The sequence below is a fragment of the Lysinibacillus sp. AR18-8 genome (assembly GCF_001705465.1).
GTDB classification, from domain to species: Bacteria; Bacillota; Bacilli; order Bacillales_A; family Planococcaceae; genus Lysinibacillus; species Lysinibacillus capsici.
Genome location: NZ_MDGU01000030.1, coordinates 16817 through 41801 on the forward strand (window position 1 = coordinate 16817; position 24985 = coordinate 41801).

The 24985-nt window shown below is 38.1% G+C and carries 22 protein-coding genes; 20 read left to right on the forward strand and 2 right to left on the reverse strand.

The genetic code is table 11. From position 1 onward, the window contains the following. Positions 1-63 precede the first annotated feature (63 nt). From BFM98_RS19480 to rlmD, 15 genes are all read left to right on the forward strand, one after another. A complete protein-coding gene (locus tag BFM98_RS19480) occupies positions 64-1119 on the forward strand; it encodes a DUF3048 domain-containing protein (RefSeq protein WP_054548981.1) in 1056 nt (351 codons plus the stop codon). Between the two features lie 15 nt (positions 1120-1134). After that, positions 1135-1455, forward strand: coding sequence for a YerC/YecD family TrpR-related protein (locus BFM98_RS19485; RefSeq protein WP_004225717.1), 321 nt, complete (start codon positions 1135-1137; stop codon positions 1453-1455). A gap of 111 nt (positions 1456-1566) precedes the next feature. Further along, complete coding sequence (pcrB, locus tag BFM98_RS19490) at positions 1567-2256, forward strand: heptaprenylglyceryl phosphate synthase (RefSeq protein WP_054548982.1); 690 nt, start codon at positions 1567-1569, stop codon at positions 2254-2256. A gap of 32 nt (positions 2257-2288) precedes the next feature. Next, positions 2289-4541 carry a DNA helicase PcrA gene (gene pcrA, locus BFM98_RS19495; RefSeq protein WP_054548983.1) on the forward strand — a complete coding sequence of 751 codons (2253 nt, stop codon included), beginning with the start codon at positions 2289-2291 and terminating at the stop codon, positions 4539-4541. A 14-nt stretch (positions 4542-4555) separates the two neighbouring features. Further along, a complete protein-coding gene (gene ligA, locus BFM98_RS19500; RefSeq protein WP_054548984.1) occupies positions 4556-6559 on the forward strand; it encodes an NAD-dependent DNA ligase LigA in 2004 nt (667 codons plus the stop codon). Positions 6560-6680: 121 nt separating this feature from the next. Next, positions 6681-7820 (forward strand): CamS family sex pheromone protein, encoded by a 1140-nt coding sequence (locus BFM98_RS19505; RefSeq protein ID WP_054548985.1) that lies wholly within the window; start codon positions 6681-6683, stop codon positions 7818-7820. Between the two features lie 233 nt (positions 7821-8053). Then, the gene (gatC, locus tag BFM98_RS19510; protein WP_004225708.1) at positions 8054-8341 is read left to right on the forward strand and encodes an Asp-tRNA(Asn)/Glu-tRNA(Gln) amidotransferase subunit GatC; all 288 of its coding nucleotides are present in this window, start codon (positions 8054-8056) and stop codon (positions 8339-8341) included. A gap of 24 nt (positions 8342-8365) precedes the next feature. After that, the gene (gene gatA, locus BFM98_RS19515) at positions 8366-9829 is read left to right on the forward strand and encodes an Asp-tRNA(Asn)/Glu-tRNA(Gln) amidotransferase subunit GatA (protein WP_004225706.1); all 1464 of its coding nucleotides are present in this window, start codon (positions 8366-8368) and stop codon (positions 9827-9829) included. A 1-nt stretch (position 9830) separates the two neighbouring features. Then, positions 9831-11258, forward strand: coding sequence for an Asp-tRNA(Asn)/Glu-tRNA(Gln) amidotransferase subunit GatB (gatB, locus tag BFM98_RS19520; protein ID WP_048394874.1), 1428 nt, complete (start codon positions 9831-9833; stop codon positions 11256-11258). Between the two features lie 157 nt (positions 11259-11415). Next, positions 11416-11979, forward strand: coding sequence for a thioredoxin family protein (locus BFM98_RS19525; protein ID WP_054548986.1), 564 nt, complete (start codon positions 11416-11418; stop codon positions 11977-11979). 72 nt (positions 11980-12051) lie between these two features. Then, entirely contained in the window at positions 12052-12966 is a 915-nt protein-coding gene (locus BFM98_RS19530) for a diacylglycerol kinase (protein WP_004225701.1), read from the forward strand. Positions 12967-13395: 429 nt separating this feature from the next. Beyond that, entirely contained in the window at positions 13396-14742 is a 1347-nt protein-coding gene (locus tag BFM98_RS19535; protein WP_054548987.1) for a cytochrome ubiquinol oxidase subunit I, read from the forward strand. Continuing rightward, the gene (locus BFM98_RS19540; RefSeq protein WP_004225693.1) at positions 14739-15764 is read left to right on the forward strand and encodes a cytochrome d ubiquinol oxidase subunit II; all 1026 of its coding nucleotides are present in this window, start codon (positions 14739-14741) and stop codon (positions 15762-15764) included. The genes BFM98_RS19535 and BFM98_RS19540 overlap by 4 nt, the downstream gene beginning before the upstream one ends. A 13-nt stretch (positions 15765-15777) precedes the next feature. Continuing rightward, the gene (gene cydS / locus BFM98_RS24470) at positions 15778-15900 is read left to right on the forward strand and encodes a cytochrome bd oxidase small subunit CydS family protein (RefSeq protein WP_004225690.1); all 123 of its coding nucleotides are present in this window, start codon (positions 15778-15780) and stop codon (positions 15898-15900) included. A gap of 109 nt (positions 15901-16009) precedes the next feature. Beyond that, entirely contained in the window at positions 16010-17377 is a 1368-nt protein-coding gene (gene rlmD / locus BFM98_RS19545; protein WP_066038233.1) for a 23S rRNA (uracil(1939)-C(5))-methyltransferase RlmD, read from the forward strand. A 221-nt stretch (positions 17378-17598) separates the two neighbouring features. On the opposite strand, the gene BFM98_RS19550 is transcribed toward rlmD, so the two are convergent. Then, on the reverse strand, positions 17599-18324 hold the full coding sequence (locus BFM98_RS19550; protein ID WP_066038209.1) for a FadR/GntR family transcriptional regulator: 726 nt from the start codon (positions 18322-18324) through the stop codon (positions 17599-17601). 225 nt (positions 18325-18549) lie between these two features. Here BFM98_RS19550 and BFM98_RS19555 point away from each other — a divergent pair, with 225 nt between their 5' ends. The 4 genes from BFM98_RS19555 (at position 18550) to BFM98_RS24060 (ending at position 22686) form a co-directional block, all read left to right on the forward strand. Continuing rightward, on the forward strand, positions 18550-19935 hold the full coding sequence (locus tag BFM98_RS19555) for an FAD-binding oxidoreductase (RefSeq protein ID WP_048394866.1): 1386 nt from the start codon (positions 18550-18552) through the stop codon (positions 19933-19935). Between the two features lie 11 nt (positions 19936-19946). Then, positions 19947-20930 carry a bile acid:sodium symporter family protein gene (locus BFM98_RS19560; protein WP_048394864.1) on the forward strand — a complete coding sequence of 328 codons (984 nt, stop codon included), beginning with the start codon at positions 19947-19949 and terminating at the stop codon, positions 20928-20930. Between the two features lie 307 nt (positions 20931-21237). Further along, positions 21238-22206, forward strand: coding sequence for a tRNA dihydrouridine synthase (locus BFM98_RS19565; protein ID WP_066038210.1), 969 nt, complete (start codon positions 21238-21240; stop codon positions 22204-22206). A gap of 312 nt (positions 22207-22518) precedes the next feature. Next, a complete protein-coding gene (locus BFM98_RS24060) occupies positions 22519-22686 on the forward strand; it encodes a hypothetical protein (protein ID WP_175400781.1) in 168 nt (55 codons plus the stop codon). Between the two features lie 306 nt (positions 22687-22992). Here the strand turns inward: BFM98_RS24060 and BFM98_RS19570 are convergent, their stop codons facing one another. After that, the gene (locus BFM98_RS19570; RefSeq protein ID WP_054548992.1) at positions 22993-23313 is read right to left on the reverse strand and encodes a YflT domain-containing protein; all 321 of its coding nucleotides are present in this window, start codon (positions 23311-23313) and stop codon (positions 22993-22995) included. Positions 23314-23606: 293 nt separating this feature from the next. On the opposite strand from BFM98_RS19570, the gene BFM98_RS19575 reads away from it, so the two are divergent. Then, positions 23607-24944, forward strand: coding sequence for a trypsin-like peptidase domain-containing protein (locus BFM98_RS19575; protein WP_066038211.1), 1338 nt, complete (start codon positions 23607-23609; stop codon positions 24942-24944). The last annotated feature ends 41 nt before the right edge of the window (positions 24945-24985 follow it).

Here is a 24985-nt window from a genome sequence, read left to right on the forward strand (position 1 = left end):
GAAAGTGTTTCAGTTGTTTAAACAATTACAAATATTGTAATTGTTCAAAGGAGAGATATGCTTGTGTTCAAATCGAAAAAATTATGGATTGCTTTTGCATTTAGTGCTTTGGTAATCGGGGGATGTTCAAAGGATACACCAAAAGTCAAAGAGGATGATGAACCAATTGTAGAGGAAGAAGCAGTAGTGGAGGAGCCTGTGCAACAACCAGCATTTGTTGCACCACTTACTGGGGAGGCTGTACAAGAAGAAATTACACAGCGACCAATTATCGTAACCATTAATAATCATCCAGCGGCACGTCCACAATCAGGCTTAGCTGCGGCGGATATCACTTATGAAATGCTTGCAGAAGGTAATGTGACACGCTTTTTAGCAGTATACCAAAGTGAACTGCCTGAAAATATTGGGCCAGTTCGTAGTGCACGCTCTTATTTTATCGATATGGCCAAGGGATTTGATGCCTTTTATGTAGCACATGGCTATAGTCCTGAGGCGAAAACAATGCTTGATCATCGTATCGTCGACAATATCAACGGTATGGCTTATGATGGTATTCTGTTTAAACGTTCTAACGACCGCGTTGCGCCACACAATTCCTATATTACATCAGAAAACATTCTAAAAGGTGCTGAAATGGTAGGCGCTTCAATGAATTACAGTGAAAAAGTACTTCAGGCTTTTTATGAACCAGATGAACGTGGTAAAATAGGTATTGAAACAAGTCAAGTTGACATTTATTACGGAAATAATGAAGATTTCCATAACGCGTATGTGTATAATCATCAAACGAATCACTATGAACGACAATCGGCTAGCGTGGACACAAAAGATATGTTAACAGGCGAAACAGTGTCATTAGCAAATGTTCTATTTTTCGAAATGGATCACCAAACAATTGATGATATTGGTCGCCAAGCAATTGATTTAACGTCTGGTGGAAATGCGTATGTATTTCAAAATGGCTATTTGAGGGAAGTCAAATGGGCTAATGTTAATGGAATACCAATGGCTGTAGAGCAAACAGGGGATCCTGTAAAGCTTGTACCAGGAAAGTCGTGGGTTCATTTCGTACCATCTTCGCCAGGGTTACAAGCAATGGTGAAAACGCAGCCTTAAAGGGAGGAAAATTGTATGCAAATCGAAAAAATTCGGGGGCATCAAACAGATCAATTATTTAAAGCAGTGTTAGAGTTGAAGGACATCGAGGAATGCTATAAGTTTTTTGATGATTTATGTACGATTAGTGAAATTCAATCGTTGGCACAACGCTTTGAGGTTGCACATTTATTACGATTAAAGAAAACCTACGAATCCATTAAAAAGGAAACAGGGGCAAGTACTGCAACTATTTCGCGCGTGCGTCGCTGCTTCGATTATGGGAATGATACATATGATGAAATGTTAGGTCGTTTGTATCCAGATGAAAAACCATTCCAAGCACCAAAAGAATAGTCAGAAAAAAGGCTGAGTAGAAGTTCTACTCGGTCTTTTTCATTTTTTTGTCGTGTATCATAAGCTATACTTGTAAACGAATAGATAGAAAATGATAGGTGGTAAACATAGATGGATTATTTAGAATGGAGACATGTGTTCAAGCTAGATCCAGCGAAGGACATTTCCGATGAAGCATTAGAAAAAATTTGCGAGTCTGGGACAGATGTTATTTTGGTCGGGGGAACAGATAATGTAACGTTGGATGGGGTATTAGATTTACTTGTTCGAGTGCGTCGTTTTGAGGTGCCGATAGCACTTGAAATTTCTACGATCGATGCGGTAACACCAGGTTACGACTATTATTTCATCCCAACGGTATTAAATAGTGATGATCCAAAATGGATTAAAAATTTACATCATGAGGCTATTAAAGAATACGGCGATATTATGGTATGGGATGAATTAGTAGCGGAAGGATATTGTATTTTAAATCCTGATTGTAAAGTAGCCCATGTAACGGGTGCGAAAACAGATTTAACGATTGATGACGTGGTAGCTTATGCACGCATGGCAGAGAATTTCTTTAAACTGCCTGTTTTTTATTTAGAGTACAGTGGAATGTATGGCAATCTAGAGGTAGTTAGTGCTGTGAAAAACGAACTGAAGCATACCAAACTCTTTTACGGTGGTGGCATAACATCTGTAAAGCAAGCAGAGGAAATGGCACGCGTTGCAGATACGGTAGTAGTTGGAAATATTATTTACGAAGATTTAAAAGCTGCACTTGCGACTGTTAAGGCTGTTAAAAATACGTTATAATTTTAGAACAAATGTTTGTAAGGCGGTGCGAAATGGAACAGTTAACAAAAAATTTACTAGCAGGCATGAATCCTGAACAAGAAAGAGCAGTTAAAACAACTGAAGGACCATTACTCATTATGGCAGGCGCTGGGTCAGGAAAAACACGAGTTTTAACACATCGTATTGCTTACCTAGTTATCGAAAAGGAAGTATATCCTTCTAAAATTTTAGCGATTACATTTACAAATAAAGCAGCACGAGAAATGCGTGAACGTATTGATGGCATTCTTGGTAATGGTACGGGCGATAGTATGTGGGTTTCTACTTTCCACTCTATGTGTGTAAGAATTTTACGTCGTAATATCGATCAACTAGGCATTTCTCGTAATTTCTCTATTTTAGATTCTACGGATCAGCTTTCAGTCATCAAAAATGTGATGAAGGAAGAAAATATTGATCCAAAACGTTTTGAGCCACGAGCAATTTTAAATGCTATTAGTGCAGCAAAAAACGAGTGTATAGCAGCGGATGATTACGCAGGCCAAATGAATGATAAGAATCCTTATGAACAAACAGTTGCACGTGTCTATAAAGGCTATGAGAAAAGATTACGCCGCAACCAATCCCTTGATTTTGATGATTTGATTATGACGACGATTACGTTGTTTAAACGTGTACCTGAAGTGCTTGAATATTATCAAAATAAATTTCAATATATTCATGTCGATGAATATCAAGATACCAATAAATCTCAGTATTTACTTGTACAATTACTAGCAAAGAAATTTAAAAATATTTGTGTTGTAGGTGATTCCGATCAGTCTATCTATCGTTGGCGTGGTGCAGATATTGGGAATATCCTATCCTTCGAAAAGGATTATCCAACTGCAAAGGTGATTATGCTAGAGCAAAATTATCGTTCAACTAAACGCATCCTACAGGCAGCCAATGACGTCATTCAAAATAATACAACACGTTACCCAAAAGAATTACGCACAGAAAATTCAGAAGGTGAAAAGATTGCACTATATAAAGCTTATAACGAGCAGGAGGAAGCGCAATTTGTTGTACAAACGATTCAACAGTTAATTGAAAAAGAAAATCGTTCATTTGATGACTTTGCTATTTTATATCGTACAAACGCTCAATCTCGTGTAATGGAGGAAGTACTTGTTAAGTCCAATATGGCCTATCAAATAGTAGGCGGAACAAAGTTCTATGATCGAAAAGAGATAAAGGACTTACTAGCATATTTACGACTTATTGCTAATAATGATGATGATTTATCACTAGCACGTATTATTAATGAGCCAAAGCGCAGTATTGGTGCAACTTCCTTTGAAAAAATGGCACGTTATGCGATAGATCAGGATCGTTCGATTTTTGACGCGATGAATGATCTTGTTTTCATGGGATTATCAGGGAAAGCAGCAAATTCGGCTGAGCAATTTTATGCCATGATTAAAGGCTTTACACAAATGCAGGAATATCTATCGGTCACTGAAATTGTGGAGCAAGTTATTGATAAATCGGGTTATCGAGCAATGTTACAAAACGAAAAAACAATTGAAGCAGAAAGCCGTTTAGAAAATATTGAAGAGTTTTTATCTGTCACAAAGGCTTTTGAAGAGCGCAGTGATGATAAAAGCTTAATTGCCTTTTTAACAGATTTAGCCCTTATAGCTGATATTGATGCACTTGACAAAGAGGATGCATCTAAAGGCAATATTATTTTAATGACGATGCATGCAGCTAAAGGCTTAGAGTTCCCAGTTGTCTTTATTATCGGTATGGAGGAAAACATCTTCCCACATTCACGCTCACTAGACGATCAAGAAGAAATGGAAGAGGAACGCCGCCTTATGTACGTAGGTGTGACCCGTGCTGAGGAACGTCTATATTTAACATGTGCCCAAAGCCGAACGATTTTTGGTCGTTCAAGCTTTAATAATGCATCCCGATTTTTAGGTGAAATTTCTCAAGATATTACAGAGTCAATTTCTAAGGCAGGGACAACATCAACAGTACCATTTGCTACTAACAATCGTTCAATCGGTGGCCATCAAAAGCGTACGCTGGGTGCTATTCAGCAAACACAACCTGCCACAGCACGTTTACAAGCAACGGGGGGAGATCAATTTGGATGGAAAGCTGGAGATAAGGCGATTCATAAAAAATGGGGAACAGGTATGGTTGTTAGTGTAAAAGGTGAAGGTGATAGTACAGAGCTTGATATCGCATTCCCACAACCAATTGGTATAAAGCGATTACTTGCTCAATTTGCACCGATTGAAAAAGCGTAAGCGGAGGAACGTAAATGAACGAAATAGAACAGCGTATAGCGGAGTTAAATAAATTACTGCATGAATATGGTTATGCCTATTATGTGTTAGATAAACCTGTCGTAGCAGATAGTGTCTATGACCAGCTATTACAGGAACTGATTGCATTAGAAGAAGCGAACCCATCCCTTATTTACCCCGATTCTCCTACGCAGCGTGTTGGTGGAGCAGTGGTAGAGGGTTTTAAAAAAGTGACGCATGATTACCCAATGCTTAGTCTTTCAAATGCTTTTCATGAAGCGGATTTACGAGAATTCGATCGTAAAGTGCGTCAGGCTATCGGAGATCAATTTTCATATGTATGTGAGCTGAAAATAGATGGTTTAGCTATTTCATTAAAATATGAAAATGGCATGTTTGTACAAGGGGCTACAAGAGGAGATGGTGTGGTAGGAGAAGATATTACCGCCAATTTAAAGACAATCCGTGCGATTCCCCTTCGTTTAAAGGAACCCATTACGATTGAAGTACGTGGTGAGGCGTATATGCCAAAAAAATCCTTTGAAAACTTAAATGCCCAACGTGCTAACAATGGTGAGGAGTTGTTTGCTAATCCACGGAATGCTGCTGCTGGCTCATTACGTCAGTTAGACCCTAAAATTGCGGCCAGTCGCCAATTATCAACGTTTATCTATGCCATTGGCGGAGACGGTGAAGTATATGGTATCGACGGTCATGCAGAAATGCTTGATTATTTAGAAGGCTTAGGCTTCCCTTCCAATAAAGAACGCCAACGATGCTCTACTATTGAAGAGGTAATGGCCTTTATAGAACATTGGACAGAAAACCGTCCAAAATTAGCTTACGAGATTGACGGAATTGTTATTAAAGTTGACCGTTATGCTCAGCAAGATGAACTAGGTTATACAGCAAAGAGTCCACGCTGGGCGATTGCCTATAAATTTCCCGCAGAGGAAGTTGTTACAACGTTACTTGATATTGATTTAACAGTAGGTCGTACAGGTGTTGTTACTCCTACAGCGATTTTAACCCCCGTACAAGTAGCGGGAACGACGGTTCAACGTGCTTCTTTACACAATGAAGATTTAATTCGAGATAAGGATATTCGTCTTGGAGATACAGTTATTATTCGAAAAGCTGGTGACATTATTCCTCAAGTTGTGGGTGTGCTAATAGAACAACGTCCTGAGGATTCAGTCCCTTTTGTCATGCCAAAAAATTGCCCTGTTTGTGATAGTGAATTGATTCGGATTGAAGGCGAAGTTGCCCTGCGCTGTGTAAATCCTGCGTGCTTTGCGCAAATTGCAGAAAGCATAAAATATTTTGTTTCTCGAAACGCGATGAATATTGACGGTCTTGGGGATAAAGTAGTGGAGCAATTATTACGTGCAGATTTAATACATGATGTTTCTGACCTGTATCATTTAACGGTAGAGCAGCTTGTGGAATTGGAGCGTATGGGCGAAAAATCAGCAACTAATTTAGTAAATGCCATTCAAGCATCGAAGGAAAATTCGATGGAGCGTTTATTAATTGGACTAGGAATTCGTCATGTTGGTGAAAAAGCAGCCAAAATCGTATCAGAGGAATTTGGTTCAATGGAAGCAGTGATGGCTGCAACAGAGGAGCAGCTTGTGGCAATTTATGAAATTGGAGATAAAATGGCTTCATCGTTAGTGGAGTATTTCTCAAATGAAGATGCACGAGCAGTCATTAAGCGTCTTGCTGAAGCAGGCGTGAATATGACATACAAAGGTAAAAAAGTAGAAGTAGCGATAGGTGATAGTCCTTTTGCAGGTAAAACAATTGTCTTAACTGGTAAACTTGAGCAATTGACACGCAACGAAGCAAAAGCGAAAATAGAAGAGTTAGGTGGTACAGTCACGGGTAGTGTCAGCAAAAAAACAGATCTAGTGATCGCAGGTGCGGATGCAGGCTCTAAACTAACAAAGGCTGAGCAATTGGGTATCGAAGTTTGGACTGAAGATAACTTAATTGAACAACTTAACCTCATTTAATAAGTGCATGATATCCTCCCTTTTATGAATAGGAGGCAATGTTGAGTGCACAACCGTTACAACAAGGCGTCGAGTAGATTCGTCGACCTAAAATTGACTATTAGTAAAGGAGCACTAAATAATGAAGTCTTTTCGACTCATTCCAGCAATCGTAGCTGCTGCAATGCTAGTCGGCTGTGTGCCTTCTGACAAGAAGGAGACAGAGCTTACACAGGAAACGCAACAGAAAGAAAAAGCTGAAACAACAATTATCCCAAGCATACAAATTGATGAATCTTATTATAAGACGCTTATCCCTTATAAAGAGAGTGCAAGTAGAGGTCTAGTGGTATCTAACATTTATACGAAATATGATATGAAGGAAGTTGAATCAGGTTTAATGCGTTTATCTCAAAACGAGTTCGACACAGAAAACTACTACTTCCAAGAAGGTCAATATTTAGCTGAAAGTACAGTAAGCTCTTGGCTTGCTCGTAGTTCACAAACAGAGGATGGATTAAATCCACCGACAACAGACACAATGACACCTGAGGAGCGAGCAACAAAGGCTCCAGTTTATTTATCCCATATTGTAGAGCAAAACTACTTAACAAAAACGAAGGATAATAAAGTGAAACTAGGCGGGATTTCAATCGGTCTTGCCTTAAATTCTATCTATTACTATCAAAAAGAACAGTATGGCGAATATTACGAGGAACCAATTTCAGAGTCTACTCTTATTGAGCAGGGCAAAAAAATGGCTACTGAAATCGTTTCTCGTTTACGTTCACGTGAAGAGTTAAAGGATGTACCGATTGTAGTCGGTCTGTTTAAGCAGCAAGCCCGTAATCAAATTATTCCAGGGACATACTTTAGCTATGGTGTAGCAAAAGCTGGGCAGAACAGCATCGCTGATTGGGAAGGTATAGATGAAAATTACGTCTTGTTCCCAACAGATGATTCACAAGATGTATACCGAGATGTCAACAATAACTTCAAGAACTTCAAGCAAGATGTTGATAAATATTTTTCTAACTATACAAGTGTGATCGGAACTGGTTTCTATCGTAATAAACAAATACAAAACCTTTCGATTGAAATCCCAATCCAATTTTTCGGCAAAGCAGAGATAATAGGATTTACGCAATATTTAACAGGGATTTTAATCAATCAATTTGATAATATTCATGTGGAAGTGAGTGTTACTTCAGTGAATGGTCCTGAGGCATTAATCATCAAAAAGGCCAATGACAAGGACCCTTACGTGCATGTCTATGATTAATATAGTCAGCCTTTGTGCTGACTATATTTTTTATGGTAATGGATTGAAATAGAGGAACACAACAGGATGATAGAGACAACACTTTGTTATAGTAGTGAAAGTTTCTATATTTTTAGTGAAAGTTGTGATTTTTAAAATGAAAAATGTTATGATTATTGGCATGGTTAACTTTATTCAACCCTATTGTTATCAATAAAAACAATGAATTGAACAAGTATTCGGAGGTGTGAAAAATGGCTAAATTAACAAAAGAAGAAGTAAAGCACGTGGCAAATTTAGCACGTCTTGCAATTACAGAAGAAGAAGCAGAGAAATTTGCTGAACAGCTTGGTAAAATTACAGACTTTGCGGAGCAGTTAAATGAACTGGATACAACAAATGTTGAACCAACAACGCACGTTTTACCATTAGTGAATGTAATGCGTGAAGACGTAGCAGTAAAAGGTTTAGACCGCGAAGTAATGATGTTAAACGTAAAAGAACAAGAAGATGGTCAAGTAAAAGTACCAGCTATCATGTAATACTAAAACATAGGAGGATTCCTCATGACGCTATTTGAACGTTCAGCTAAGGAGTTACAAGCAGAAATTAAAGCGGGTAACTTATCAATCGCTGACTTAACGAAAGAAGCATACGAGCGTATTGCAAAGCTTGATGGCGATGTACAAGCATTCCTTGCTTCAAACGAAGAAAAAGCAACTGCTCAAGCTGCTGAAATGGATAAAGTACCATTTGAAAAGCGTGGACCATTATTCGGTCTACCGATCGGTGTGAAAGACAACATCGTAACAGAAGGCTTAGAAACAACATGTGCCTCTAAAATTCTAGAAGGCTTTATGCCAATCTATGATGCAACTGTTGTCAACAAGCTACGTGAAGCTGGCATGATTACAGTTGGTAAATTAAACATGGACGAATTTGCAATGGGTTCTTCAAACGAAAACTCATACTATAAAACAACAAAAAATCCATGGAACTTAAACCACGTACCAGGAGGTTCTTCAGGTGCATCTGCAGCAGCTGTAGCAGCTGGTGAAGTACCATTCTCTCTTGGATCAGATACAGGTGGTTCAATCCGTCAACCTGCAGCTTACTGTGGTGTTGTAGGGATGAAACCTACATATGGTCGTGTATCTCGTTTTGGTCTAGTTGCATTCGCATCTTCTCTAGATCAAATTGGACCAATTACACGCAATGTTGAAGATAATGCGCTATTACTAGAAGCTATCGCTGGATTAGATCCAAATGATTCGACTTCTGCGAATGTTGAGGTGCCAAATTACGCTGCAGCTCTTACTGGTGATGTTAAGGGCTTACGTATCGCTGTGCCAAAAGAATTCCTTGGTGAAGGAGTTGGTGAAGCAGCTCGTCAATCAGTGCTTGCGGCATTAGAGGTATTAAAAGGCTTAGGTGCTACTGTAGAAGAGGTATCACTTCCTCACTCGAAATATGCACTAGCTGCGTACTATATCCTTTCTTCATCTGAAGCGTCTTCTAACTTATCTCGTTTCGATGGTATCCGCTATGGTTTCCGTGCAGAAAACGTTACAAATTTAATGGACCTTTATAAAGAAACACGTGCACAAGGCTTTGGTGATGAAGTAAAACGACGTATCATGCTAGGTACTTATTCACTAAGTGCAGGTACGTATGATGCGTACTACAAAAAAGCACAACAAGCACGTACATTGATCAAAGCAGACTACGATAAAGTATTTGAAGACTTTGATGTTATCATTGGACCAACAGCTCCAACACCAGCATTCAAGATTGGTGAAAATGTTGATGATCCAATGACAATGTATGCAAACGATATTTTAACAATCCCGATGAACTTAGCAGGTGTACCAGCGATTTCAATTCCTTGTGGCTTTGAAAACGGCCTACCATTAGGTTTACAAATAATTGGTAAATATTTCGATGAAGCAACTATTTACCGTGTGGCTCATGCTTTTGAACAAGCAACTGAGTTCCATAAAGAAGTTCCTCAAATGTGGGAGGGAAAATAACATGAACTTTGAAACAGTCATTGGTTTAGAAGTACACGTTGAGTTGAAGACTAACTCAAAAATCTTCTCACCAGCACCAGCTCACTTTGGTGCTGAACCAAATACAAATACAACAGTAATCGATTTAGGCTATCCTGGGGTCCTACCAGTCCTGAACAAAAATGTAGTAGATTTCGCTATGCGTGCAGCACTTGCACTCAATATGGAAATCGAACAAGAAACAAAGTTTGACCGTAAAAACTACTTCTATCCAGATAATCCGAAAGCTTATCAAATTTCACAATTCGATAAACCAATCGGTAAAAATGGTTGGATTGATATTGAAGTAGACGGCTATACAAAACGTATCGGTATCACACGTCTTCATATGGAAGAAGATGCTGGTAAACTTTCACATGCTGGTGACCATTCACTAGTTGACTTTAACCGTCAAGGAACACCGCTTGTTGAAATCGTTTCTGAGCCAGATATTCGTACACCAAACGAAGCATATGCATATCTCGAAAAATTAAAATCGATTATTCAATATACTGACGTATCTGATTGTAAGATGGAAGAAGGCTCATTACGTTGTGATGCCAATATTTCTATTCGCCCTTATGGTCAAGAAGAATTTGGTACAAAAACAGAGCTTAAAAACCTGAACTCCTTCAACTATGTTCGTCGTGGTTTAGAGCATGAAGAATTACGTCAAGCAGATGTATTATTATCTGGTGGCGTGATTGAGCAAGAAACACGTCGTTTTGATGAAAAAACAGGTAAAACAATTTTAATGCGTGTTAAAGAGGGAACAGACGATTACCGTTACTTCCCAGAGCCAGACTTAGTTCGTCTTTCAATTGATGATGCATGGTTAGAGCGTGTGAAATCTGAAATTCCTGAGCTTCCAGATGCTCGTAAAAAACGCTATGTTGAAGAACTAGGCTTAACACCTTATGATGCTGGAGTTCTTGTTATCTCTAAAGAGATCTCAGACTTCTTTGAGGCAATGGTAGCAAATGGGGCAGATGCTAAGCTTTCTGCTAACTGGTTAATGGGAGATGTTTCTGCTTATTTAAACGCAGAGCAAAAAGATCTAAAAGATACTGCATTAACACCAGAAAACCTTGCTGAAATGGTGAAATTAATCACAGACGGTACAATTTCTTCTAAGATCGGTAAAAAAGTATTTGCTGAATTGGTAGAAAATGGCGGATCTGCACAAGATATTGTGAAAGCAAAAGGCTTAGTGCAAATTTCTGATGAAGGTGCATTACTAGCAATCGTAACAGAAGTTTTAGATAACAATGCTCAATCTATCGAGGACTTCAAAAATGGTAAAGACCGTGCGATTGGCTTCTTAGTTGGTCAAATTATGAAGGCAACAAAAGGTCAAGCTAACCCACCAATGGTTAATAAATTATTACAACAAGAAATTGCCAAACGATAATACTCGTTGTAACATAATAGCCGAGAGAGCTTCATTGCTCCCTCGGCTATTAATTTTCAAAAATGTAACAAATTTGCATTTTGCGAAACTTAATAGTTGTTTAAAAAGAGTATTCATAGCAAAATATAGAATAGACAGTAATAAGGGGGACGAGCCAATGAAAACAGAACAACAGTATTTTAATGAAGCTATATCAATACAGCAATATATGGAGAACATGACGACGTTAAAAGAAGAAAGCTTTCGTATTTATGATGGCTTTGAAGTACCAACAAACGATGATTTTATTGAGTTATTAAAAGAAAAACAACCTAAAATTTTAACGATTACAGAGGATTGGTGCGGAGACGCAATGTTAAATAATCCAATTATTCGCCGTATTGCTGAAGCGGCAGGATTAGATATGCGTACCGTTTTCCGTGATGCTGATACAGAACTAATTGATCGTTATTTAACAAACGGTGGTCGTGCAATTCCAATTTATCTCTTATTAGATGATGCTGGAGAAGTGATTGGAAAATGGGGACCACGCGCACCAGAATTACAAGAGTTCGTCGTAACGAAACGAGCAAGCTTACCAGATAAAGAAGATCCAACATTTGAAGAGGCACAAAAGGCTCTTTATGCAGAAATTCGTGAAGAAAATATCTCCAATCAAACATATTGGACATTTGTTTATGAGGACTTTAAGAAGCAAGTAACAGAAGCATTACAAAAATAACAAGAGTATTGCAACATTTCAACGTACAAATCGTTGAATGAAGTAGAATCTTATGAAGCAGGAAGGTATGTTATGAAACGAGCAAGAATCATTTATAATCCTACATCTGGACGCGAAGTGTTTAAGAAACATCTACCAGAGGTGTTGGAAAAACTAGAGGTAGCAGGCTATGAGACATCCTGTCACGCAACAACATGTGAAGGCGATGCAACGCTTGCAGCAAAAAATGCGGTAGAACGCGGTTTTGATATCATCATCGCAGTTGGTGGAGATGGCACATTAAATGAAGTTGTTTCAGGTGTAAGTCCATTTGAAAACCGTCCGAAAGTTGGTCTAATTCCAATGGGCACTACAAATGATTTTGCCCGTGCCGTGCATATCCCTCGAAATATTGAAGAGGCAGTAGACATTATTATTCAAGGCGACACATTGCCAGTGGATGTTGGTCTCTTAAATGGCGAACGCTATTTCATCAATATTGCTGCTGGCGGACGTATTACAGAGCTAACATACGAAGTACCAAGCAAAATGAAAACAATGCTTGGTCAGTTAGCCTATTATGTAAAGGCAGTTGAGATGATTCCATCCATCAAAGCCTCACATATGCGCATTGAATATGATGGCGAAGTATTTGATGGCGACGCTATGATGTTCCTATGTGGGTTAACGAATTCAGTAGGCGGCTTTGAAAAACTAGCTCCTGATGCAAGCATTAATGATGGTTACTTTACTTTAATAGTGCTAAAGAAGGTAAGTCTTCCTGAATTTATTCAACTAGCTGCCATGGCACTAAGAGGCGAACATTTAAATGATGATCGTGTCATCTACAAAAAAGCTAGCGTTGTCAAAGTTACTACAGAAAATGAGGTCCACCTTAACCTCGATGGCGAATATGGCGGAGACGCTCCTGCTACATTTGAAAACCTAAAGCGTCACATCGAAATCTTTGTTCCACTCGCAGATATTCGAGAGGAAGACCGTATTTAATGAACCCGAAAAGCTCATCCGATTTTATTGTGGATGAGCTTTATTTTGTATTTTTTTGATTGCTTGAAGTGCTCTCAAAGAAGGAGAGGCCGCTCCAAATTAAAATTCCATCATTAGAATAAAACTGGCTAAATCCCATAAACTAAGCTTTAGAAGTAAGAATGTGAATGAAATTAGAAAAATGTTTGGCAAATGTGCGTATATTACTTGAACAAAATTTGAAACCTTAATAATAGACTGAAGTTTCGGTCCGTTATTAAGGTTTTTTTCGTTGGAATAGTGGAAAATGGGGGTATGGATAAGGGAAAGGAAGTGTTGCCTTTGTATAAGTCACAAGAAAAGAAGCTTATATGGCTAAGCTTTGGTGTTGCAATCATTATGCTACTTTCTATTCTTGGAAGAATATTTGGAAGTTAAGGGGGCAATGAGATGATTAATGAATCAGCGGTCTATTGGAGCCGAGCATTAACGGAGTTAACATTATCGTTCCATATTATTTATGCAACAATTGGTGTGGGTGTCCCGTTAATGATTATGATTGCTCAATGGACTGGGTATAAAAAGAATGATGAACATTATATCTTAATGGCAAGACGTTGGGCCCGTGGTTTTGTCATTACTGTAGCAGTCGGTGTGGTAACTGGAACCGCAATCGGCTTACAACTATCATTATTATGGCCTAATTTTATGCAACTCGCTGGTCAAACAATTGCGTTACCACTTTTTATGGAAACGTTTGCATTTTTCTTTGAGGCGATTTTCTTGGGCATCTATTTATATACTTGGGATCGCTTTGATAGTCAGAAAAAGCATATGCTTCTGTTAATCCCTGTTGCTGTCGGAGCATCGATGTCGGCAGTCTTTATCACAATCGTTAATGCTTTTATGAACGCACCAAGAGGATTTGATATCGTAGACGGAGAACTTGTTAATATTCAACCTTTTCTTGCAATGTTTAACCCCGCCATGCCAACGAAGGTTGCACATGTACTTGTGACAGCGTACATGACATCGGCATTTGTGCTAGCAGCTATTGCAGGATTTAGAATGTTAAAAGGCTCGAAGCATGTATACCATAAAAAATCACTACTTTTACTAATGAAAATTGGCTTGATTTTCTCCATAGCAGCCGCTGTGATTGGAGATTTTTCAGGAAAATACTTAGCCGAATATCAACCCGAAAAACTAGCAGCAGCAGAATGGCATTTTGAAACAGAAGGTAAGGCGTCTCTTGTATTATTTGGTGTCTTAGATGGAGAAGAAGTTAAATATGCTATCAAAATTCCGTATGCTTTAAGCATTCTTGCACATTTTAATCCTAATGCAGAGGTAATCGGCTTAGATCAATTTGAGGAAGAGGATCTACCACCACTCTATATTCACTATCTCTTTGATATCATGGTTTCCATTGGTATGTTTATGATGCTAGTTTCATTACTTTATGTTGTAGGGAAAGCACGGTGCTGGCAGTTTATTCATTCACGATGGTATAGATGGATTATCGTAGCGGGAGGACCACTATCAATTATCGCTATTGAAGCAGGTTGGTGGCTTGCCGAAGTTGGACGTCAACCATGGATACTTTATGGACTAATGCGTACACCTGAGGGAGCTACGACGAGCGACCATGTGGATTTAATGCTGCTTTTATTCGCAGGAGTCTATGCAGTATTAGCAGTGGGAAGTATTGTCGTATTGGTAAGAATGTTTAAAAAGAACCCAATCGAACGCGAGATTGAAGATCGCCACTCTGAAAAAGGCGGTGACATCCTATGACGTTAGAGATTTTAGGTATTTCAGTATTATGGATATTCCTATTTGGCTATGTCATAGTCGCATCAATCGATTTTGGTGCTGGCTTCTTTAATGCATACAGCCTACTTATTGGAAAAAATCATATTTTAACAAATATTATTAAACGTTATTTATCGCCTGTTTGGGAAGTTACCAATGTCTTTTTAGTATTCTTCTTTGTAGGAATCGTAGGTTTTTTCCCGCAAACCGCTTTTTATTACGGAACGATTTTACTTGTGCCCGTTAGTATTTCGCTTGTACTATTGGCAATTCGAGGCTCCTACTATGCCTTTGAATCGTATGGTACACGAGGCCATATCGGATATACACTGACATATGGTGTAGCAGGTTTATTAATTCCCGCTTCTTTATCCGTTGTCTTTGCCATTGCTGGTGGAGGCTATGTTGATGTAATTGATGGGCAGCCTGTGCTGAACTACTGGACTTTATATACAAGTCCATTTGCTTGGAGCATTGTGGTACTAAGTATCGCTGCGGTATTGTATATTTCAGCCGTATTTTTAACATGGTACGCGCATAAAGCAAATGATAGCGAAGCAACGAAACTAATGAGAAAATATGCTCTTGTGTGGGCAGCACCGCTAATGATTAGTGCGCTTGGCATTATGTATGAAATGAAATCCATCAACCCAGAGAGCTACAGTCATATGGTAAATTTATGGTGGATGTTTGCGATTTCAGCTGTCTTATTTATTGTCACAGTCGTACTCATTGCCATGCGTAAAAAGTACGGACTTGCAGTTGGGCTCCTGATTGCTCAATTTGCCGTAGCCTTCTTTGCTTATGGAATTGCTCAATATCCATATCTACTGTATCCGTATTTAACCATTTACGATAGCTTTACAAGCACACAAATGGCGATCGCTTTAGTTATCGCATTTATTTTAGGACTGTGTCTTCTTCTTCCTTCACTTTATTTATTGATGAAACTATTCTTATTCAATAAAAAATATGTGACAGGAAAAGAAGACAATCACGCATAGGAGGAAAGCACATATGCAAAGTTTTTTAATTTTTTATGCACCTTTTATTGTCGTCATTCTTGGGATCTTGTGTGCATTTTGGTGGGCACCAAGGGATTATCATATTACAAAAGAGCAGGAAAAGAGTCGCGAATAGCGACTCTTTTTTCAAGTTAATTAGCAGAGACGCGCAACAGCCAAGTCTTGTTCTTTTTTCATTCGCCAACACATGCTACAATAAGGAGATTGAAATGGAGGATGTACGAATGTCAGCACCCGTGAAAAAAAATGAACGACTTTCAGTTTATATAGAAGATCTAACGCATGATGGCAATGGTGTCGCAAAGGTTGAAGGTTATCCACTATTCATACAAGGCGCACTGCCAAACGAAACGGCCGAAATCCATGTGTTAAAAACATTAAAAAACTATGGCTTTGCAAAGGTAATAGATATTATCAAGCCATCTCCAGACCGTGTTGAAGCTCCATGTGATTACTTCAAGCAGTGTGGCGGCTGTCAATTACAGCATTTATCCTATGAGGGGCAGCTAAAATGGAAAGAAAATATGGTGCGCAATGTGATGCAGCGGATTGGTAAAATTCATGCACCTGTTCACCCAGTAAAAGGTATGAAAGAACCTTGGCACTACCGTAATAAAGCACAAATTCCTTTCTCTGAAAATGAAGCAGGACAAGCGATTGCCGGCTTTTATAAAACAAAAACGCATAGCATTGTGGATATGGATCGCTGTTTAATTCAAACAGGAGAAGCAGATGCTATTCTTGCAGGCTTGAAAAAGGAATTAGCAACGTTAGGTGTTCGCTCTTACAATGAGCATACACATGAAGGCATGTTGCGTCATGTCGTTATCCGTAAAGCACGAGCAACAGGAGAAGTCATGGTTGTCCTTGTAACGAAAAAGAAAAAGTTACCACAAAAAGAGGCAGCTATTGCAGTAATCCAAAAGCTAGTGCCAAACGTTACATCAATTATGCAAAATGTGAATAGTGAGAAAACCAATGTTATTTTTGGTGATGACACAATCAACCTTTGGGGTAAAGACGTTATTATTGATACTATCGGTAATGTACGTTTTGAAATCTCTGCTCGTTCTTTCTATCAAGTCAACCCAGAGCAAACAGAGGTCCTCTACAAGCAAGCACTAGATTATGCTGACTTACAGGGAGATGAACGTGTCATTGATGCGTATTGTGGAATTGGTACGATTTCTTTATTCCTTGCTCAAAAAGCAAAGACTGTCATGGGCGTGGAAATTGTCCCACAAGCGATTGAAGATGCCAAACGCAACGCAGTGCTTAATGGTTTTACAAATACTTATTTTGAGGCAGGCCCAGCAGAGGAAGTTATCCCAAGATGGTATAAAGAAGGCAAGGAAGCAGACGTACTAGTAGTTGATCCACCGCGCAAAGGCTGCGATGAAGCACTGCTAACTACTATTCTAGAGCAACGACCAAAACGAGTGGTCTACGTATCCTGTAACCCAGCCACACTAGCACGCGATCTTCGCATTTTAGAGGATGGCGGCTATCAAACGCAGGAAATCCAGCCAGTGGATATGTTCCCGCACTCCACACATTGTGAAGCCGTGGCATGGCTTAAGTTAAATGTGTAACACATTACTAAACTCATCTATACAATATAAAAATTACCGTTTTAGGACGGAATTTAGTTAAAATCAATAAAAACTCGGATTCGATCAAATACGAATCCGAGTTTTTTTCGATGTAATTTCTTCCATCTGTAACATTCACTAATTGAGCCAATTCCCACTGACAAAAACCATTCAGAACATCCCATCACTTATAAACTATATATAATTGTGTATCTCTAGTTTTAATTGTTTTTTTCTCCAATATGACTTAAAAGAGACTCTGTTAATTCTCGTCTTATTTGCGTGATATGGTTTTCCATGAGTTGCTTAGCTTGGTTCGCATCTCCAGAGGCGATGGCTAAGTAAATTTTTTTATGTTCATCGATAGTCTCTTGCGTTCGTTCTGGATCTTCCAAGCGTTGTCTGCGGGTAGCTCGGATTGTGTCTTGCATATGCTCACTAAGGGTTTGGAACAGTTGTAAAAATATAGAGTTATGTGAAGCGAGTACAATATTATGATGGAAACTTAGGTCTGCTTGAATTCCTAATTCTACATCATTTTTACCTTGATCCATCATGTCTAATGCTTGGCTAATTCGCTCTAAGTCTACAGAAGTAGCTCGTCGTGAAGCTAAAAAGGCACACTCTACTTCAAGTGCTTGGCGAAGCTCCAACATTTCATAAATTAATTTTTTTTCAGTATTAATAATTGTAGAGGAGAGTTCTTCACCTAAAGTATGGGACTCTGCTGTTTTAATAAAGCTACCACTGCCTTGTTTAATTTCAATAAATCCCTTTATTTCAAGCTTTCGAAGTGCCTCTCTTACCGATGTTCGACTGACATTAAAACGACTCGCTAATTCTCTTTCTGTCGGGAGTTTATCCCCAGGCTGTAATTCACCATTTAAAAAATATTCCTTTATTTGATCAACAATTACTTGATACGCTTTTTTCTTTGGTTGAGGCATTACCTATCTCACCACCTTAAATACATAGTACTATAAACGCTTTAATCATACAGAAATACAGCATGTTTATCAATTTACGAAAAAAAATAATAGTTGATATTTTCTGAATATTTAGTACAATGTAAAAAGGTTGGACCAATTTTAAGAATATAGAAAATTGGTATGACATATAAAATTAATAATTAAACCATCCAAATACTATGAGAGCAAAAGGGGAAGGAAAAAATGATTACTACAAATGAAGAATTAGTGATGGCCCTACGAAGTGTTCTTCCAGAAATTGAAGTGACAATCAATCAAACGATTTTAGAACAGCATAGCAGTGATGAATCCTATCATAGTGCCTGTCTACCCGATATTGTGGTATTTCCGACAAAGACAGAAGAAGTGAGTAAGATAATGAACATAGCAAATCAATACAAAGTACCAATAGTGCCATTTGGAAGAGGAACAAGCTTAGAAGGACATGTGATTCCTTATAATCATGGGATAACAATTGATTTTTCACTCATGAACAGAATAGTAGAAGTTAGAGAGAAGGACTTTCTTGTGAAAGTTCAACCAGGGGTGACACGTTCTCAATTGAATAAAGAGTTGAAGAAATATGGATTATTTTTCTCCGTAGACCCAGGAGCAGATGCGACAATTGGAGGAATGGCCGCAACAAATGCTAGTGGGACAACATCTGTTAAATATGGTACTATGCGCGATCAAGTTCGAGATTTAGAGGTTGTTCTGTCAGATGGAACAGTGATTCATACAGGGAATTTAGCAGAGAAATCTTCATCGGGCTATCATTTAAACGGTCTATTTGTTGGGTCAGAGGGAACACTTGGTTGTTTTACTGAGTTGACGTTAAGAGTTTATGGTATTCCTGAATGTGTCATGGCTGCTAGAGCGTCCTTCGAAACAGTGAATGATGCTGTGGAAGGAGTTGTGAGTATTCTACAAGCGGCAATTCCCATTGCAAGAGTTGAACTTGTAGATGAACCTTCAATGAAACAAGTGAACTTGTATAGTCAAACAGCTTATGAAGAACAACCAACCTTATTTTTGGAATTTGAGGGAAATGAGGCTGGCTTAAGGCAGGATGTAGAATTTATGAAAGAGATTGTAGCGGCTCATAATTGCAAAAATATTGAATTTGAGATGGATAATGCAGCCCGAAATCAACTATGGGAAGCTCGCCATAATTTAGCTTACGCCTATGTCCATGGACATCCAGGAAAAAAACTAATGGTAACCGATGTTTGCTTACCGATATCCGAGTTAGCAGGTGCTATTGAACATGCAAGAGAAGCACTTGATATGTTAGCGCTTACAGGTGGGGTTGTTGGACATGTTGGTGATGGAAATTTCCATGTACTATTAATGATTGATATGAATGATCCAAAGGAAATAAAGAAAGCTGATGAATTAAATGAGTTGATTGTGATGTATGCACTGGAACGAGGAGGAACTTGCACAGGAGAACATGGTGTGGGCATTGGTAAGCAGAAATATCAAGAGAAAGAACACGGTAAAGCACTTCTAGTGATGGAAAAGATTAAACAAGCACTTGACCCTGACACACTTTTCAATCCGAATAAAATATTGAAAATAAAAATATAGGGAGTGGAAATATGAAAATTTTAGAAGCGATTAGTACGATTGCTGGAAAATACTTTGCTATATGGGTTATTTGTATTGCTGTTATTGCCTTTATAGCTCCAGAACCCTTTTTAATATTTGGCGGGTATATCACGATTTTGCTAGGCATTGTTATGTTTGGCATGGGTCTGACGTTAAAAGCAGTTGATTTTAAATTGGTTATCACGAATCCAGTACCAGTCATTATTGGTGTATGTGCTCAATATGTTATCATGCCACTTTCCGCTTTTTTAATTGCTTATATAATGAACTTGCCAGCAGAATTAGCTGCAGGGCTAGTCCTTCTTGGATCTGTACCTGGTGGAACTGCTTCAAACGTCATGGTGTATTTAGCTAAAGGAAATGTACCTTTGTCCATCACAATGACATCCTTTTCGACATTATTAGCTCCAATTGCCACACCAATCATCCTATTATTACTTGCAGGTAAATGGATGCCAGTTGATCCAATAGCAATGTTTACTTCAATTATTCAAGTAATTATTATCCCTATTATCCTAGGGATTATTATCAGAAGAGTTGTTCCTCAAATCGTAGAAAAAAGTATTAATGTGATTCCTCTTATTTCAGTAGTTGCTATTATGATTATTGTATCTGCTGTTGTTGCTGGTAATGTCGATACCATCGCTTCGGCAGGCTCCATTATTTTTGCAGCTGTAGTGCTTCATAACGCATTCGGATTGTTATTTGGTTATATAACAGCCCGTGTATTAGGCCTTGATGAAAGCAATCGAAGAGCTATTTCAATTGAAGTTGGAATGCAGAACTCTGGTCTGGGTGTAGCGTTAGCCACTGCCCACTTCGGTCCCTTAGCGGCCCTACCTAGTGTACTTGGGGCTGTTTGGCATAATATTTCTGGTCCGATTCTCGCTACCTATTGGTCGAAAAAACCAGAGAAACCAGAGGTACAGTATAATAAACAGATGCAAGAAGATAACGGCAGAACTCAAATATAGAAAGTAAATATTTGAGTTCCACCCGATAGTATTGCAGTCATATTATCTATTTTGTTTAAATCCACCTCACAAATGGATCCATTCGAAAAAATATAGAAATGAAAATTAGGTATAATAAAAGTAGATGAGGTAGAAATAATCTATACCATCTACTTTTTTGTTTGTTAAAATACCATTTAGGACTGATTTTCGTTAAAATAAACATTGTTGATTTTTACATTAGCTCTTGATAATTAATGCTTCTACCTCTATTAGGTAATGAGGTAAATATATCAATATGTCCATAGTGAGAGGATTTGGAATTAACATGATAGATAATTTTTGGCGCGATTTACCACGGCCTTTTTTCGTGCTTGCACCGATGGAAGATGTAACGGATGTTGTTTTTCGTCACGTTGTAAGTGAAGCAGGTCGACCAGATGTGTTTTTTACTGAGTTTACAAATTCGGATAGCTACTGTCATCCAGAGGGAAAGAAAAGTGTGCACGGTCGTTTGCTCTTTACAGAAGATGAGCAGCCAATGGTGGCACATATTTGGGGAGATAATCCCGAATATTTCCGTGAAATGAGTATTGGGATGGCAGAGCTAGGTTTTAAAGGCATTGATATTAACATGGGCTGCCCTGTACCGAATGTAGCATCAAGAGGGAAGGGGAGTGGCCTTATTCTCCGACCAGATGTGGCCGCAGAATTAATTCAAGCAGCAAAAGCGGGCGGACTGCCTGTTAGCGTGAAAACACGGCTTGGCTACAAGGATGTAAATGAGTGGGAGGATTGGCTAACGCATATATTAAAGCAGGATATTGCGAACCTTTCGATTCATCTACGAACAAGAAAGGAAATGAGCCTAGTAGATGCGCATTGGGAGCTTATTCCGGAAATCAAAAAACTTCGTGACCGTATTGCACCTAATACGCTACTGACGATCAATGGAGATATTCCTGACCGTCAAACGGGACTCCAACTAGCTGAACAATACGGGATTGATGGCGTGATGATTGGACGAGGTATTTTTAAAAATCCTTTTGCTTTTGAAAAAGAGCCAAAAGAGCATAGCAGTAAAGAGTATCTTAATCTTTTAAGACTGCAGCTCGATCTTCAAGATCAATACGCGGAAGAACTACCACGTTCCATCACAGGACTTCATCGCTTCTTCAAAATTTATGTCAAAGGATTCAGAGGAGCTGGTGAATTAAGAAGTCAATTGATGAACACAAAATCAACGGATGAAGTGCGTGTATTGCTAGACAACTTTGAATCAAACGATATTGATTGACAATGAAATGATGAAACCACCAATAAAGTCAAGTAAATAACAGTAGAAATAGGAGCAAAGTTTTGAGGATGAGATTTCCCTTTCTTTGCTCCTTTCAATTTATCGCTATTGATGTTTTAGCTTCAGATGCTAGGGGGAGGGTTCTTGTTTTTATGTTCTTCTGTTTAAATGTAGTTTTTATCTAGTAATATGAATCCTCACAATTGATTTATCCTTATTTTTACAAATTCCTTTTAGTGGTATTAATATATATTGAAACTAAATGGTTAAAATAGTCGTATAAGGTATTATAGATTAGAGGAGGTCGGAAAAATGGATTATACTAAAATCTATAATAAGGAACTGATTGCCTTAGTAAAAGAGAAAATAAAGTCCGTCGGTGAAATTAAAGCGGTGAAGTTTGTGAGAGAACAAACAGATATGTCCTTAATACAGGCAAAAAAATTTGTCGATTTTTGTAAGAATAGACGTAAAAATTAGAGTCATTAAACTGTAGCTCTAATTTTTTATGAATTTATCTTCAATAGTCATTGAACTACTAAATAAGAAATATATGAGAAAACGCTATTATTAATAAAAATTAGTTATTCAACAAACGGGCGATTTTTCATAATAAGGAAAAGTGTCATTCTTTATGAATAGGACCATATTGCTAAAGAAGACTCTTTAATGAAGAAGAAGAAAATTTCCTCGAGCAGATCATTGACAATAGTTGAAAGGCTATCTTGAATACAGAGACGAAGGTGTAAATGAAACAAACCCGGGATTGGATTCCCGGGTTTGTTTTTACTTATTGGCAATTATGACCAATTTACCTGTATCCAGTTCCTTCTCGAATTGAGCAGCTTCCGATTCACTTAATCCGACAGAAGCTAACTTGTTGCGGAGTTCATCTCCACGGGAATTCACCAGGTTCTTCAGAGAAGTCAGGAACCCTTGCTCGCTAATACCAGCTTCTTCTGTCCCGAGTGCTTCGTTAATATCATCTTCACGTTCTTCATAGTGCGCAAAGATGTAAATGTTATCTCGAAGATATCCTTGCGCTTCTAATTTCTCCACTTCTTGTTTCGCCTGTACTACGTTTTCTACTGTCAATTTGACTGTCATTATTGATCCCTCCTATATATGTTCACATTCAATCTATTCCACTAAATTGAATGGATAAAACATCTTTTTAGTTTTTAATTATGTTAGAGTGGCATTAACAACTAATGGAATACTAATGAACAACTAGAAAACATTGGGAGTTGTTATTCTAAATCTTTATTCCAAAGCTACGTCCAATTCTTTATAGAGTCGGGTTTTTTTGTTTGCAATCAATAGAGGATTTAGAGAAACATCAGAGAATTGTATATAAGTACCATTATATGTAATGAAGAGCTTATAGGAGTTGTATGAAGATGATTGTGACAACTAGACCGTTAAAAATTAAATACAATAAATCAGCAAATACTTTTCAGGAGTTTATGCAAATTAATCACAACAAACATTCTCTTACGAAGGAAGTTGTTTTTCTACGATATATCGGTATACCTGATTCTGTAGATTTTTATAAAGATGAGATTCTAAAAATGGAGGAGTATTTCTCCAAGCAAAGCATTTTTTATTTACGACTGCATAAGCTTGAGGTCATTCGTAATAAGGAAGATGTAGATAGATTGTCGGAAAGTTGGAGAATGTGGCAGACTGCTGCTGAAAACCCGCAATTACTGTATAAGCTATCTTTCTGCAGTAAATTAGCGAGTGATCAACTTGAATGGACAAAAAAGCTAAGCTTTAAACAGATGATTCAACTATTTAAAGAAAATCAGCCTTATCCTAATGAAACGTTGTTAAAAAATTTTGCAGTTAAATTTTTGTATTGGATGGATTATTATTTACCACAAATTTTTTCGGAGGAAAATCCAACGTCCCCCAAAATTGTTTTTATAGGTGACATTACGCAGCATGAATTACTATTTTTATATTTCTTATCGTCACTGGGGTGCGATATTTGTTACATGAATCCCAAAGGAGATATTGCCAATATGTACCCTATAATAGAAGCGTCTTCTACCTTACATATGTGTCGTCATTTCTATGAAAAAGAAATAACATTGCCTATTAAAAGTACTTCAAGACAATTGAACATTCCTGCTCAAAAAACGAATGCGACAGAGGAGTGGAGTTATGAGCAATTAGCCTCCTTAGCCACATCTGTTGTGATGATTAAGACCTTCGGGGAGGATGACAAGGTTTTATGCTATGGCTCTGGTGTCGTTCTCCACCAAGATGGATATATTTTAACAAACCTGCATGTTGTGGGTGGTGGAAAATATTATTCTGTGCTCTATGAAAATGATACCAACGAGTATATTACCCATCAATTTGTAAAATATCATGATATGCATGATTTGGCTATTTTGAAGGTAGACAGAATAAGCCATCCTTTACCTGTAAAAATGGATGGACAATTAGTTCGAGGGCAAAAAATTGTGGCGATTGGCAGTCCGTTAGGATTGTTTAACTCAGTTTCTGATGGGATTGTTTCGGGTTTTCGTGATATTCGGCAAATGTCTATGATTCAATTTACAGCCGCTATATCAAATGGCAGTTCAGGTGGTGCTTTATTGGATATGCATGGGCGATTGGTTGGTCTGATTACAGCAGGCTTCGATGATGGTCAAAACCTTAATTTGGCTGTACCTGCCAATCTAATTTATCAGTTTGCTCAAAACTTTATAGAAATACCGTGTTGAATTTCCACTATTCGACCATTGCTTTTTCTTCAGTAATCTTA

Excerpts from the sequence above, each read along its gene's own strand:
- BFM98_RS19505 (WP_054548985.1), top strand. The coding sequence starts at position 6,681 with ATGAAGTCTTTTCGACTCATTCCAGCAATCGTAGCTGCTGCAATGCTA.
- gatB (WP_048394874.1), top strand. The coding sequence starts at position 9,831 with ATGAACTTTGAAACAGTCATTGGTTTAGAAGTACACGTTGAGTTGAAG.
- BFM98_RS24060 (WP_175400781.1), top strand. The coding sequence starts at position 22,519 with ATGGATTATACTAAAATCTATAATAAGGAACTGATTGCCTTAGTAAAA.
- BFM98_RS19575 (WP_066038211.1), top strand. The coding sequence starts at position 23,607 with ATGATTGTGACAACTAGACCGTTAAAAATTAAATACAATAAATCAGCA.
- BFM98_RS19560 (WP_048394864.1), top strand. The coding sequence starts at position 19,947 with ATGAAAATTTTAGAAGCGATTAGTACGATTGCTGGAAAATACTTTGCT.
- cydS (WP_004225690.1), top strand. The coding sequence starts at position 15,778 with ATGCAAAGTTTTTTAATTTTTTATGCACCTTTTATTGTCGTCATTCTT.
- BFM98_RS19530 (WP_004225701.1), top strand. The coding sequence starts at position 12,052 with ATGAAACGAGCAAGAATCATTTATAATCCTACATCTGGACGCGAAGTG.
- BFM98_RS19570 (WP_054548992.1), bottom strand. The coding sequence starts at position 23,313 with ATGACAGTCAAATTGACAGTAGAAAACGTAGTACAGGCGAAACAAGAA.
- ligA (WP_054548984.1), top strand. The coding sequence starts at position 4,556 with ATGAACGAAATAGAACAGCGTATAGCGGAGTTAAATAAATTACTGCAT.
- pcrB (WP_054548982.1), top strand. The coding sequence starts at position 1,567 with ATGGATTATTTAGAATGGAGACATGTGTTCAAGCTAGATCCAGCGAAG.
- BFM98_RS19565 (WP_066038210.1), top strand. The coding sequence starts at position 21,238 with ATGATAGATAATTTTTGGCGCGATTTACCACGGCCTTTTTTCGTGCTT.
- gatA (WP_004225706.1), top strand. The coding sequence starts at position 8,366 with ATGACGCTATTTGAACGTTCAGCTAAGGAGTTACAAGCAGAAATTAAA.
- gatC (WP_004225708.1), top strand. The coding sequence starts at position 8,054 with ATGGCTAAATTAACAAAAGAAGAAGTAAAGCACGTGGCAAATTTAGCA.
- BFM98_RS19535 (WP_054548987.1), top strand. The coding sequence starts at position 13,396 with ATGATTAATGAATCAGCGGTCTATTGGAGCCGAGCATTAACGGAGTTA.
- BFM98_RS19525 (WP_054548986.1), top strand. The coding sequence starts at position 11,416 with ATGAAAACAGAACAACAGTATTTTAATGAAGCTATATCAATACAGCAA.
- BFM98_RS19555 (WP_048394866.1), top strand. The coding sequence starts at position 18,550 with ATGATTACTACAAATGAAGAATTAGTGATGGCCCTACGAAGTGTTCTT.
- BFM98_RS19485 (WP_004225717.1), top strand. The coding sequence starts at position 1,135 with ATGCAAATCGAAAAAATTCGGGGGCATCAAACAGATCAATTATTTAAA.
- BFM98_RS19550 (WP_066038209.1), bottom strand. The coding sequence starts at position 18,324 with ATGCCTCAACCAAAGAAAAAAGCGTATCAAGTAATTGTTGATCAAATA.
- BFM98_RS19540 (WP_004225693.1), top strand. The coding sequence starts at position 14,739 with ATGACGTTAGAGATTTTAGGTATTTCAGTATTATGGATATTCCTATTT.
- rlmD (WP_066038233.1), top strand. The coding sequence starts at position 16,010 with ATGTCAGCACCCGTGAAAAAAAATGAACGACTTTCAGTTTATATAGAA.
- pcrA (WP_054548983.1), top strand. The coding sequence starts at position 2,289 with ATGGAACAGTTAACAAAAAATTTACTAGCAGGCATGAATCCTGAACAA.